Genomic DNA, 12,324 nt, shown 5'->3' on the forward strand with positions numbered 1-12,324 from the left:
GCAACGGCATCTCTAGGAGAGCGACGTTTCGATCAGCTGAACTTCTGCCTCCTGGCAGATCCTACGCACCGATGGGATGTCGCAACGATCGGTGATAAAGGTGTTTACCTGCGACAGATGGCCGATGCGGACGGGCGCGGTGCGCTCGAATTTGGTCTGGTCCGACACGAGGATCACATGCCGCGCGTTGGCGATGATCGCCTGAGCGACCTTCACCTCGCGAAAATCAAAGTCGAGCAGTGCGCCGTCATGATCGATGGCCGAGGCGCCGATCACCGCAAAATCGACCTTGAACTGCCGGATGAAATCGACCGCTGCCTCGCCGACCACACCGCCGTCGGAACCGCGTACGACACCGCCGGCGATCACCACCTCGATCGAAGGATATACGCGCATCCTGTTGGCAACATTGATGTTATTGGTGATGACCATCAAGCCGCTGTGATCGAGCAGCGACTTGCTGACAGCTTCCGTCGTTGTTCCGATATTGATGAAAAGAGACGCGTTGTCGGGGATCAGCCGGGCTGCTGCGCGGCCGATCGCCTCCTTCTCCTCGGCGGCGATCTTGCGCCGAGCCTCATACTCCATGTTCTCGATGCCGGACGGGAACAATGCCCCGCCATGAATGCGAGACAAAAGCCGCTGGTCGCAGAGATCGTTGAGATCCTTGCGGATCGTCTGCGGCGTCACGTTGAAATGCGTCGCCAACTCCTCGACCAGTACGCGGCCATGGTCCTTGGCCATCTGGATGATTTCGGAATGACGCGGCGACAGATACATCTAGCAACCTCTCGTTTTCGTTTTACTTGTCTATAACGGAAAACGAAAGCCATGAACAGGAAGATCAGGTGGCTGCAAGAAAGCCCCGGCGCAACCTCGATGATGCCGGTCAACCCAGGCCACGCGCAATTTCAGTAATGACCTCGAAAGCAGTATCGACATCCGCCGCTGTCGTTTCGAACTGCCCGACCTGAAAGCGGATCGCCACCTTCCCGTCCACCCGGGTTTGCGTCAGGTAGATGCGGCCGTCATCGTTGATCGCGCTGACCAACCGCAAATTGTGCTCGTCAGAGTCGGTGCCCGCAGCCGCGAGACGCCGGAACGAGAACAGCGACAGCATCGGCTCCGTGACGATCTCGAAATCCGGTTCCTTTGCCAGCCTTGCGGCGAGGCTCTCGCTCCAGGCGACATGGTTGCGGACCATGGTCCGCAGATTTTCCAAGCCATGTGCACGCAGCAGGAACCAAAGTTTCAGCGCGCGGAACCTCCGGCCAAGCGGCACCGACCATTCGGAGTAGTTGATGACTCCGTCGCGGCCATGCGTTTTCAGGAATTCGGGCTTGATCGCCAGCGTGCGCACGAGGTCTTCCGGCTGACGGATGAACTGCATCGAGCAATCGAACTGTGCGCCCAGCCATTTATGCGGGTTGAAGACAATGGAATCCGCATGTTCGGCGCCTGCCCAGAAATGCCGGAACTCGGGGCAGATCATGGCGGAGCCAGCCCATGCGGCATCGACATGCAGGTAGAGCCCGTGCCGCTTAGCCACCGCGGCAACAGCCGCCACATCGTCGGTGCCGCCGGTACTTGTGCCGCCGACACTGGCGATGATGCCCGCCGGCAGCATGCCGTTTTCGCGGTCGGTGACGATCGCGGCTTCCAGAGCCGCCGTCTGCATGGCGCGGAAGCGCCCGGCGACCGGAATGCGCACGAGGTTCGCCTCGCCGATGCCCGACACCCAGATCGCCCGGTCGATAGAAGTATGGACTTGGCCGGAAGAATAGACCCGCACGACCGGCTGGCCTTGCAAGCCGTTCTTGTTGCCTTGCCAGTCGAGCGCGCGCTCGCGCATGGTCAGCACGGCGGCAAGCGTCGCTGACGAAGCCGAATCCTGCATGACGCCGGAAAATCCCTCCGGCAGACCAAGCGCCTGTCGCATCCAGTCGACGACACGCGTCTCGAGTTCGGTTGCCGCCGGCGAGGTCTGCCAAAGCATGCATTGCGCGGCCATGGCGGAAACCAGATACTCGGCCACGACCGAGGCCGGTGCCGCATTGGCCGGGAAATAGGCGAAGAAACGCGGATGCTGCCAGTGCGTCATGCCCGGCAGAATCTTTTGCTCGAAATCGGCGAAGATTGCCTGCATCGTTTCGCCGTTTTCCGGCGGCGCGACATCGATGCTTTTGAAGATTTCGCCCGGCTCGACAAACGGCCGCACCGGTCTTTCGCGAAGGCTGTCTCTGTAGTCGGCGCCCCATTCGGCCGCTCGCAGCGACCATTCGCGGAATTCGTTGCTATTCATCTTCGCCTCCGTAGCGCCTCGTCGAGCCGCCATCAAAGAGCACGAAAAACGAAGGTTTTCATTCGGGAAAATCAGGCAAGCTGGCAAAGGCAGTCTTCAGCGCGTTCGACCAGCTATCCGAGATCGTGCGATAGTATTGATCATCCTGGGTTATTCGCTTTTTGAGGCCGACCTTGAAGGTGTCCTTTTCATAGAACAGCAGGTCGAGCGGCAGGCCGACCGACAGGTTCGACTTCAGCGTCGAGTCGAACGACACAAGCAGCAACTTCACCGTCTCGGCGAAACTCATCGTCCTTTCATAAGCGCGGATGATGATCGGCTTGCCGTATTTGGTCTCACCGATCTGGAAGAACGGCGTATCGTCGGTGGATTCGATGAAATTGCCTTCCGGATAGATCATGAACAGGCGCGGCGCGCTGCCCTTGATCTGACCGCCGAGGATGAAGGAGGCGTTGAAATAGGAATCCGCCTTTTCGCCCGCCGGCGACGAACTGGCGATGACCTCCTTGACAGTGTCTCCGACCAGCCGCACCGTCTGGTACATGGAAGGCGTTTCGAGCAGCGTGGCACGGCGCTCCGCCACTGCCTTGGTGCGTTCGTCGAGCAGGCTGACCACGGCCTGGGTCGTCGCCAGATTGCCGGCCGACATCAAAACGATGACGCGCTCGCCCGGCTCTTCCCAGACATGCATCTTCCTGAAGGTCGAGATCGAATCCATGCCGGCGTTGGTGCGCGTGTCCGACATGAACACGAGCCCGCGATCGATCTTCAGGCCGACGCAATAGGTCATCGAATCTCTTTGGCAACAATCTTGGCGGAGATTACTGCTCCACGGTGACGGTGACGGCAAGCTGTTCTTCCGCCTGTCCCAGCCGAATTCCCGATACCGGTGTGGCGTCGCGATAATCGCGGCCAGTCGCCACCTTTACATAACGCTCGTCGGGAGAAATGCCGTTGGCGACGTCGAAGGCGACCCAGCCGAGGCCCGAGACATGCGCCTCGGCCCAGGCGTGGCTTGCCGCCTGCTCGATCGCTGCATCCATCATCAGATAGCCACTGACATAGCGCGCCGGAAAATCCATGGCGCGCGCCGCCGCAACGAAGATGTGGCTGTGGTCCTGGCAAACGCCGGTCTTGAGCGCCAGGGCCTCTTCGGCCGGCGTCGTCGCGTTGGTGGTGCCCGACGTATAAGCGACGCGCTCGCCGATCATCGCCATCAACCGGTGCAGCCTTTCGATGTCGGTGCCCTTGCCGACCGAGGCAGCAAGCTCGCGAATGCCGCTGCCGATCGTCGTCAGCGGCGTTTCGTGGCCGAACAGCCAGAGCGGCACGAAACCCTGGTGCGGCCCGCAGACGCCGGCGGTGTCGCGCGTCACCACTTCGCCGGCTGCTTCTACGGTGATGACGTCGCGCTCGCCCTCGACGCTCAACAGCCGGGTATCATTGCCGAAATGGTCGGTGAAGCGCACTTCCTCGCGTGCGCCTTCGATCTTCAGCGCCCAGGACAGTACCGTCTGGGTGCGCCCGTTCACCGGGAGCAGCCGCAAACGCTGCAACAAATAATGCACCGGCGCATCGTAGCGGTATTCGGTCCGGTGGGTGATCTTCAGCCGCATCGCACTCGTCCCTGGAGCATGAGCTTTTCCGAAAACCGGTCTCCGCTTTTTGGGGTCATGCTCAATAGAACCTGTAATCCTGCGCGATCTCGTCGCCGAGTCTGGTGTTGTTGCGGATGAAATTGGCCAGGAATTCATGCAGGCCGGCGTCGAAAATATCCTTGATCGAGCCGGCCGCCAGCATGGCCTGGGTCTTGGCAGCCGTCGCATGGCAGGCGTGGCGCTCACCATAGTCGTCACCCAGGAATTTGAGATGCTCTGTCAGGAAGCGGTAGCAAAAGGTCAGCGAGCGCGGCATGCGGACGTTGAGGATCAGATAGTCGGCGATGTTGCTCGGCTTGTAGTCGGCGTCATAAACCCAGCGGTAGGAGCGGTGCGCCGACACCGAGCGCAGGATCGATTCCCACTGGTAGTTGTCGAGCGTCGAGCCGACCCAGGAAATCGACGGTAACAGCACGTAGTATTTCACATCCAGGATGCGCGCAGTGTTGTCGGCGCGTTCGACATAAGTGCCGAGCTGCGAAAAATCGAAAATCTCGTTGCGCAGCATCGTGCCGTAGAACGAGCCGCGGATCAGCGCCGTCTCGCGTTTGATTGCATCGAGCGCGTTGGGCAGGTCGCGCTCGTCGATCGGCTTGGCCAGCATCCGCTTCAGCGACATCCAGGCTTCGTTGATGCTTTCCCAGGTTTCACGCGTCAACGCGGTACGCACCATGCGGGCATTGTTACGGGCCGTTTCGATAGACGACATCGTGCTCGACGGGTTCGATGTGTCGCGCAGCAGATAGTCGGCGACATTGGCGGCGGTGTAGTCGGAATATTTCTGCGTGAAGCTGGCGTCCGAACCGGCGCTAAGCAGCACCGAATTCCACTCCTCCGAAGCGTTCTGAGTACGGGTTAGCGCCATGCGCAAGCCAGCATCCACCAGCCGCGCCATGTTTTCCGCCCGCTCGATATAGCGGTTCATCCAATAGAGCCCGTTGGCGGTGCGACCGAGAAGCATGTCAGGCGGCCCTGAGGCGAATGGTGGACGGTGGACGGTGAATGGTGACTATCCAGAACCTAAGCCACGATGCCGCGTGCTTCATTTCAGGGCATTTCACCAACATTACGACCCATATCCTTATCTATTCACTATTCACTACTTCCACTCTAATCATCCAACACCCAGGTATCCTTCCTAATCATCCAACACCCAGGTATCCTTCGTGCCCCCGCCTTGCGAGGAATTGACGACCAGCGAGCCTTCCTTGAGCGCTACTCGGGTCAGCCCGCCGGGCACGATCTGGATACGGTCGGAAACCAGCACATAGGGGCGCAGATCGACATGACGCGGCGCCAGCCCCTTGTCCGTCAGGATCGGACAGGTCGACAGCGCCAGCGTCGGCTGAGCAATGTAGTTCGATGGTTTTGCCGCGAGCTTTTTGGAAAAATCCTCGCATTCCTTCTTGGTCGCCGCCGGACCGACCAGCATGCCGTAACCGCCGGACCCGTGGACCTCCTTGATGACCAGTTCATCAATGTGCTCGAGCACGTATTTCAGGCTGTCCGGCTCCGAGCAGCGCCAGGTCGGGATGTTGCCGAGCATCGCCTTGCGGCCGGTGTAGAATTCGACGATCTCGGGCATGTACGAATAGATTGCCTTGTCGTCAGCGATGCCGGTTCCCGGCGCATTGGCGATCGTGATGTTGCCGGCGCGGTAGACGTCCATAATGCCCGGCACGCCAAGTGCCGAGTCGGGGCGGAAGGTCAGCGGATCGAGGAACGAGTCGTCGACACGCCGGTATAGCACGTCGATCTGCTTGTACCCCTCGGTCGTGCGCATCGCGACATGGCCATCGACGACGCGCAGATCCTGCCCTTCGACGAGCTGCACGCCCATCTGGTCGGCAAGGAAGGCATGTTCGAAATAGGCTGAGTTGAAGCTGCCCGGCGTCAGCACGGCAATCGTCGGCGTGCCCTTGGTGCTTTGCGGCCGTACCGCCGCCAGCGACTGGCGCAGGAGCTGCGGGTAATTCTCCACCGGCCGCACCTTGATCTGCTGGAACAACTCGGGAAACAGCTGCATCATCGTCTCGCGGTTCTCCAGCATGTAGGAGACGCCGGACGGCGTGCGCGCATTGTCCTCCAGTACGTAGAACTCGTTCTCGCTAATGCGTACGATGTCGACGCCGATGATGTGGGTATAGACGCCGGCCGGCGGCCGCACCCCGATCATCTCGGGCAGGAACGCCTCGTTCCTGGCGATCAACTCCTTTGGCACCCGGCCGGCGCGCAAGATCTCCTGGCGATGGTAGATGTCGTCGAGAAAGGCGTTCAGCGCCTGGACGCGCTGCTCGATGCCTTGCGTCAGCCGCCGCCATTCATTGCCCGAAATGATGCGCGGAACGATATCGAAGGGTATCAGGCGCTCCGATGCTTCCTGCTCGCCGTAGACGGCGAACGTGATGCCTGTCTTGCGAAAGACGCGTTCGGCGTCCTGCATCTTCTCGGTAAGTCTGGCCGGGTCCTGTTCCTTCAGCCAGCGATCGTAAGCCGAATACGGTTTTCTCAGCCCGGAAACTTCCGGAAGCATTTCGTCGAACGCTGCCAATCGCATACTCCCCTGTGACGCCATTTCACTGGCCTCGCTGGAGAAAATCAAGCGCAATCGGCGATTTGGCGGGCGCCGGCGATCAGTATATCGCGGTTGCCTAAAATTAAGGCAGCACCAATAGGGCCTTGATCAGGCTTTGCCTGGTGTCCGGGCAAATGTCGGATGGAGATCAAAACGCGCGAAAGGTGACGACCGTAAACGTATCCTTGATGCCCGGGAGAATCTGCACTTTCTCGTTGACGAAGTGGCCGATGTCTTCCTCGTCGTCGACATAGAATTTGGCGAGCAGGTCGTAGTTGCCGGCTGTCGAGTAGATTTCCGAAGCAATCTCGGCATCGGCCAGGGCGCTGGCAACGTCGTAGGCCTTGCCCAGATCGCACTTTATCTGCACGAAAAATGCCTTCATTGCCTGGTCCTGTCCAACATCGCACGCTCTAATCGAGCGGCCCTTGTGGCAGACTGCCGCCCGGCTTTCAAGCATCGGCAATCGCTTAGGCTGTCTCGCCTCGACAATGCTTTTTCGGCTCGGACACGGACTGCCACGCCGAATGTTTACGCTCGGCTGAAACCCTGAAGCATGGCAAAGCGTATGGTATCATGTACCTTCAGGCAGCGATTTCTCGGGGACAACGGAGACAGGCCATGCGCCGCGCGTTTTTCGCATTCGCAGTCGTTCCATTCATTTTCGCATCCCAGGCCTTTGCTGGCGACGCCGAAGTCAAAGCGGCACAGACGGTCATCGATGGTCAGTTGAGGGCCTTCATCGCCAATGACGGAATGACGGCCTACAGCTTTGCCGCACCGAATGTGAAGCGCATCTTTCCGACCGTCGATACCTTCATGAACATGGTGACCAACGGCTATCCGCCGGTGCGCCAGCCGCAGACCTACTCCTTCGGCAAGGTTCGCGAGACGAGCCCGACCTCGATCATCCAGCAGGTGCTGATCGTCGGCCCGGATGGCAAGGACTACGAGGCGGTCTACACGCTCGAACTACAGCCTGACGGCAGCTTTCGGATCACCGGCTGCAGCCTGCGCGCGTCCACGTCGCTCAGCACTTGAGCCTTCGATCACCTCACTGGGAGATCGCCCCGCCTCCAGCCTTCGGAAATCTCAGCTGAGCGTGCTTCCAACCTGCCAGCTTCGATCGCTTCACGAATGTCGCGCATCAGCTGCTGGTAATAGGACAGATTGTTCCAGGTCAGGAGCATCGCCCCAAGCGCCTCTTGCGAGCGCACCAGATGGTGCAGATAGGCGCGCGAATAGTCGCGTGCGGCCGGGCAGTCGCTTTCCTCATCGAGCGGACGCGGATCGTCGGCATGGCGGGCGTTGCGCAGATTGACCTTGCCGCGCCGCGTGTAGGCAAGACCGTGGCGCCCTGCCCGCGTCGGCATCACGCAATCGAACATGTCGATGCCGCGCGCTACCGACTTCAAGATGTCGTCCGGGGTGCCGACGCCCATCAGGTAGCGCGGCCGCTCAACCGGCAGCTCCGGGCAAGTGATGTCGAGCATCTCCAGCATCACCGCTTGCGGCTCGCCGACAGCCAGCCCGCCGATCGCGTAGCCCTTCAGCTCCATTGCCTTCAGCGCCTGCGCCGAGCGCAGCCGCAGATCCGGCACGTCGCCGCCTTGCACAATGCCGAACATCGCCTTGCCGGGCTGCTCGCCGAATGCCGTCTTGCAACGCTCGGCCCAGCGCAACGACAACTCCATGGCACGCTCGATCTCGTTCTGCTTGGCCGGCAGAGCCGTGCATTCGTCGAGCTGCATCTGGATGTCGGAATCGAGCAGCCCCTGGATCTCAATCGAACGCTCCGGCGACATCTCGAAGGCGCCGCCGTCGATATGCGAACGGAAGGTCACGCCGTTCTCGGTCAGTTTCCTCAGCTTCGATAGCGACATCACCTGGAAGCCGCCGCTGTCGGTCAGGATCGGATGCGGCCAGCGGGCGAACTCATGCAGGCCGCCGAGCCGCGCCACGCGCTCGGCGCCAGGTCTCAGCATCAGGTGGTAGGTATTACCAAGGATGATGTCCGAGCCGACGCCGCGCACCTGATCCATATACATGGCCTTCACCGTGCCGCCGGTACCGACCGGCATGAAGGCAGGCGTGCGGATTTCCCCGCGCGGCATGGTGATTGCACCACGCCGCGCCCTGCCGTCGGTCGCCAGCACCTTGAAGGTGAATGCGTCAGTCATTGAATTCCCTAGCCATCGAACTCCTTGTCGAATACCAGCGCGTCCGGAGCTTGCTTATCGAGCGATTGACGGTAGCGGATGCAGCCGCGCATGAATTTCGGCCACGGCGGCACGGCAATCGCCGGCTCGGTCTTTTCGGGCAAAAGCGACCACAGGTCGGGATGATGCCAGCACAGATCATGGCCGGTGGCGTCGCGGTGTTGGCGGATGCCGGCGCGTAATTTCCTGACCTCGCCGATCAATGCTTCGCGGTCGAAGGTTTCCAGGTCATCGTCCATTACTATCCTCCCTGAACAGAAGACTTGCGTCTCCATAGGAATAAAACCTGTAGCGATTCTCGATGGCATGCGCATAGGCCGCCCGCATCGTCTGCAAACCGCAGAAGGCCGAGACCAGCATGAACAGCGTCGAACGCGGCAGATGGAAATTGGTCATCAGCATGTCGGCGGTCTTGAAGCGATAGCCGGGGGTGATGAAGATGTCGGTCGGGCCTGACCATGCGGCCAGCCTGCCCTCCTCGCCAGCCGCGCTCTCCAGCAAGCGCAGCGATGTCGTGCCGACACCGATAATGCGCCCTCCTTTTGCTTTCGCCGCATTCAGCGCCTCGGCGGTTTCCGCGCTGACCGAACCGGTCTCGGCGTGCATCTTGTGGTCGGCGGTGTCGTCCGCCTTCACCGGCAGGAACGTACCGGCGCCGACATGCAGCGTGACGAAACGGCGCTCTATGCCCTTGGCATCGAGCGTCGCAAACAGCTCCGGCGTGAAATGCAGCCCTGCCGTCGGCGCGGCGACCGCGCCCTCCTCCCTGGCATAAATGGTCTGGTAATCGCTTCGGTCGCGTTCGTCGTCGTCACGCTTGGAGGCGATGTAGGGCGGCAGCGGGATGTGGCCGACAGCGTGCAGCGCTTCGTCGAGGAACGGCCCTGACAGGTCGAAGCTGAGCAGCACCTCGCCGCCTTCCCCCTTCTCGATCACGGTTGCATCGAGTTGGCCGAGAAAGCAGGAATTGGCATCATGACCGAAATGGATGCGGTCGCCGGCTGCAATGCGCTTGCCCGGACGCATGAAGGCGAGCCAGCGGTCGGGCGCCGTCCGCATATGCAGCGTGGCTTCGACCTGCGCTGCTGCTTCGCCGCGCCGCCTGATGCCCTTCAATTGTGCCGGAATGACCTTGGTGTCGTTGAAGACCAGCACATCACCGGCCTTGAGCAGGGCCGGCAGGTCGCGCACCGTCAGGTCTTCGAGCCCCTCACCCGGCCTGACCACCAGCATCCTGGCGCTGTCGCGCGGCTCGGCTGGGCGAAGCGCGATGCGTTCTTCCGGCAGATCGAAGTCGAAAAGGTCGACGCGCAAGAAAACCCCGCCTCAAGGTTCCGGGCAGGTCACCGCCCAGGCACCGACACCGTCAATGCTCAGCGTGCCGCCCATCGCGAAACTGGACTGCTCACTGGCCTTGACCAGCCGCAATTTGGCGACGATCGAGCTGAGGCCCTCATCAGTGAGATCGATCAGCATGCGCTCGTCGTCTTCGAATGCCTGTCCAACGATGACTTTCGTTGAGCCTGGCTGTCCGTCCGTGGTCCATGTCTTGCCGCCGGCATCCAGCCACACACGCGCCAGCGCAATGACGGCCGTGTGTCCCATCAAAACATCAATCGATGCCGCGCCGCCGTCGGCGCTGCAGACGATCGATTCCGTCGCCAGCGCCGGAGTGGCCGCCGCGACGAGCACAAATGCGATGGCCGCGACAGCCCGGCCGGTCATTTTACGTCGGCCGCAACCTTGAGCGATACGATCTTGTCGGGGTCCTGCACCGGTTCGCCGCGCTTGATCTTGTCGACATTGTCCATGCCTTCGATGACCTGGCCCCATACAGTGTACTGGCGGTTGAGGAAGGCGGCGTCGTCGAAGCAGATGAAGAACTGCGAATTGGCCGAGTTCGGGTTTTGCGAGCGCGCCATCGAACAGGTGCCGCGGCCATGGTTGGCGTTGGAGAACTCGGCCTTCAGATCGGGCTTGTCGGAACCGCCAGTGCCGGCGCGCGACGGCGCGAAAGACGGCTTGTTGGAATTGCCGAACTTCACGTCGCCGGTCTGCGCCATGAAGCCGTCGATGACGCGGTGGAAGACCACGCCGTCATAGGCGCCTTCGCGTGCTAGCTCCTTGATACGGCCGACATGGCCGGGCGCCAGATCTGGAAACAATTCGATGACGACCTTGCCCTTGGTCGTGTCCATGATAAGCGCGTTCTCGCGGTCCTTGATTTCGGCCATGTCAGAAATATCCTTTTGAAACTTGGGTTTACTTGCCGTCGGCGGCGATGCGCACCTTGATCATGCGATCGGGATCGGTCACCGTCCCGTTCTGCGCCTCGTCGCCTTTCTTGATGTGGTCCACCAGCTCCATGCCGCTGACGACATTGCCAACGATGGTGTACTGGCCATCGAGCGGCGGTGCCGGCGCGAACATGATGAAGAATTGCGAATTGGCGGAATTCGGATCATCGGAGCGGGCCATGCCGACCACGCCGCGCTGGTAGTGCTCGGTACTGGAGAATTCGGCCGGCAGGTCAGGAAGATCGGAGCCGCCGGTGCCGACAGCGTCGGCATTGAAGCCGCTCTTCATGTTGCCGAACTTGACGTCGCCGGTCTGCGCCATGAAGCCGTCGATGACGCGGTGAAAGGCGACGTTGTCGTAGGCGCCCTGGCGCACCAGCTTTTTGATCTGCGCGACGTGTTTCGGCGCAAGGTCGGGCCTCAGCGCGATGGTCACCTCGCCGTCTTTCAGCGTTACGATCATGGTGTTTTCCGGATCAGCGGCAAAGGCCGACACGGATGCGGTCACAAGACCGGCAAACACGGCAAGCAAGAAGGCAAGCTTTTTCAGCTGCATGGGATCTTTCTCCGAATATCTTCGTTCATGCATGTCGTTACCCAAAGCCGGGTTCCACTTTTGGGTGACATGCATTTATTTCGCGAATTTGGCGGCGAGCGCGCCGGCCACGGCCGCCGGCACGAAGGGGCGGATGTCGCCTCCCATCGAAGCTATCTGGCGCACAAGTGTGGCGGTAATGGTGCGCACCGAGGGGCTGGCGGGCAGGAACACCGTCTGCAGCTCCGGCGCCATGGTCTCGTTCATGCCGGCCATCTGCATCTCATAGTCAAGATCGGTGCCGTCGCGCAGGCCGCGGATCATGATCGAGGCGCCATGCTTCCTGGCCGCATCGATGACCAGTCCGTCGAAGGCGACCACTTTGATACGCGCACCGTCGCTGCCGAATTCCGCCTTCGCGGCCGTTTCGATCAGGCCAACCCGTTCCTCGAAGGAAAACAACGGCTTCTTGCCGGGATGGGTGCCGATCGCCGCAAAGATTGTATCCGCCACGGCCAGCGATGCCTTCAGAACGTCGAGATGGCCGTTGGTCAGCGGGTCGAAAGAGCCGGCATAAAGGGCGATGCGTTCGGTCATGGCAGGTGCTTCTAGCGAGCCTCTCCCCTAAAGGCAAATCCGATCGACAGGCCCGCCCCATGAACCTTTTGGCCGACGTGAACGACAGATGAATGTGCCGCTCACAACGGCTTCACGCAGTGTTCACTAAGTTGCAGCTGC

The 12,324-nt window shown here is 60.9% G+C and carries 15 protein-coding genes; 1 reads left to right on the top strand and 14 read right to left on the bottom strand.

The genetic code is table 11. The annotated features are described in order from the left end of the window. Positions 1 to 12: 12 nt before the first annotated feature. The 7 genes from NKJ72_RS19445 to NKJ72_RS19475 all read right to left on the bottom strand — a co-directional run bounded on the left by NKJ72_RS19445 (position 13) and on the right by NKJ72_RS19475 (position 6,920). A complete protein-coding gene (locus tag NKJ72_RS19445) occupies positions 13 to 780 on the bottom strand; it encodes a DeoR/GlpR family DNA-binding transcription regulator (RefSeq protein WP_352478957.1) in 768 nt (255 codons plus the stop codon). 109 nt (positions 781 to 889) lie between these two features. Next, a complete protein-coding gene (locus tag NKJ72_RS19450; RefSeq protein WP_352478958.1) occupies positions 890 to 2,302 on the bottom strand; it encodes a pyridoxal phosphate-dependent decarboxylase family protein in 1,413 nt (470 codons plus the stop codon). 58 nt (positions 2,303 to 2,360) lie between these two features. Further along, complete coding sequence (locus NKJ72_RS19455) at positions 2,361 to 3,092, bottom strand: proteasome-type protease (protein ID WP_254817354.1); 732 nt, start codon at positions 3,090 to 3,092, stop codon at positions 2,361 to 2,363. Between the two features lie 31 nt (positions 3,093 to 3,123). After that, positions 3,124 to 3,918, bottom strand: a complete 795-nt coding sequence (locus NKJ72_RS19460) for a transglutaminase family protein (RefSeq protein ID WP_352478959.1) — start codon at positions 3,916 to 3,918, stop codon at positions 3,124 to 3,126. Between the two features lie 61 nt (positions 3,919 to 3,979). Then, positions 3,980 to 4,921 carry an alpha-E domain-containing protein gene (locus tag NKJ72_RS19465; protein WP_352478960.1) on the bottom strand — a complete coding sequence of 314 codons (942 nt, stop codon included), beginning with the start codon at positions 4,919 to 4,921 and terminating at the stop codon, positions 3,980 to 3,982. Positions 4,922 to 5,098: 177 nt separating this feature from the next. Next, positions 5,099 to 6,511: a circularly permuted type 2 ATP-grasp protein gene (locus NKJ72_RS19470; protein WP_352478961.1), complete on the bottom strand. Its 1,413-nt coding sequence runs from the start codon at positions 6,509 to 6,511 to the stop codon at positions 5,099 to 5,101. 172 nt (positions 6,512 to 6,683) lie between these two features. Then, positions 6,684 to 6,920: an Lrp/AsnC ligand binding domain-containing protein gene (locus tag NKJ72_RS19475; RefSeq protein WP_023674883.1), complete on the bottom strand. Its 237-nt coding sequence runs from the start codon at positions 6,918 to 6,920 to the stop codon at positions 6,684 to 6,686. A gap of 236 nt (positions 6,921 to 7,156) precedes the next feature. On the opposite strand from NKJ72_RS19475, the gene NKJ72_RS19480 reads away from it, so the two are divergent. Beyond that, the gene (locus NKJ72_RS19480; RefSeq protein WP_023674882.1) at positions 7,157 to 7,576 is read left to right on the top strand and encodes a DUF4864 domain-containing protein; all 420 of its coding nucleotides are present in this window, start codon (positions 7,157 to 7,159) and stop codon (positions 7,574 to 7,576) included. 8 nt (positions 7,577 to 7,584) lie between these two features. Here the strand turns inward: NKJ72_RS19480 and tgt are convergent, their stop codons facing one another. The 7 genes from tgt to coaD form a co-directional block, all read right to left on the bottom strand. Further along, positions 7,585 to 8,715, bottom strand: a complete 1,131-nt coding sequence (tgt, locus tag NKJ72_RS19485) for a tRNA guanosine(34) transglycosylase Tgt (RefSeq protein WP_352478962.1) — start codon at positions 8,713 to 8,715, stop codon at positions 7,585 to 7,587. 8 nt (positions 8,716 to 8,723) lie between these two features. Beyond that, positions 8,724 to 8,993 carry a hypothetical protein gene (locus NKJ72_RS19490; protein ID WP_352478963.1) on the bottom strand — a complete coding sequence of 90 codons (270 nt, stop codon included), beginning with the start codon at positions 8,991 to 8,993 and terminating at the stop codon, positions 8,724 to 8,726. Then, a complete protein-coding gene (queA, locus tag NKJ72_RS19495; protein ID WP_352478964.1) occupies positions 8,983 to 10,068 on the bottom strand; it encodes a tRNA preQ1(34) S-adenosylmethionine ribosyltransferase-isomerase QueA in 1,086 nt (361 codons plus the stop codon). Before queA ends, NKJ72_RS19490 begins: the two co-directional genes overlap by 11 nt. A gap of 12 nt (positions 10,069 to 10,080) precedes the next feature. Further along, on the bottom strand, positions 10,081 to 10,479 hold the full coding sequence (locus NKJ72_RS19500) for a hypothetical protein (protein ID WP_352478965.1): 399 nt from the start codon (positions 10,477 to 10,479) through the stop codon (positions 10,081 to 10,083). Next, a complete protein-coding gene (locus NKJ72_RS19505) occupies positions 10,476 to 10,988 on the bottom strand; it encodes a peptidylprolyl isomerase (protein WP_254817363.1) in 513 nt (170 codons plus the stop codon). Before NKJ72_RS19505 ends, NKJ72_RS19500 begins: the two co-directional genes overlap by 4 nt. Positions 10,989 to 11,016: 28 nt before the next feature. Continuing rightward, on the bottom strand, positions 11,017 to 11,607 hold the full coding sequence (locus NKJ72_RS19510; RefSeq protein ID WP_352478966.1) for a peptidylprolyl isomerase: 591 nt from the start codon (positions 11,605 to 11,607) through the stop codon (positions 11,017 to 11,019). 75 nt (positions 11,608 to 11,682) lie between these two features. Then, entirely contained in the window at positions 11,683 to 12,183 is a 501-nt protein-coding gene (coaD, locus tag NKJ72_RS19515; protein ID WP_352478967.1) for a pantetheine-phosphate adenylyltransferase, read from the bottom strand. Between the last annotated feature and the right edge of the window lie 141 nt (positions 12,184 to 12,324).

Origin of the sequence: Mesorhizobium sp. M0045 (genome assembly GCF_040323385.1) — a bacterium.
GTDB lineage: Bacteria > Pseudomonadota > Alphaproteobacteria > Rhizobiales > Rhizobiaceae > Mesorhizobium.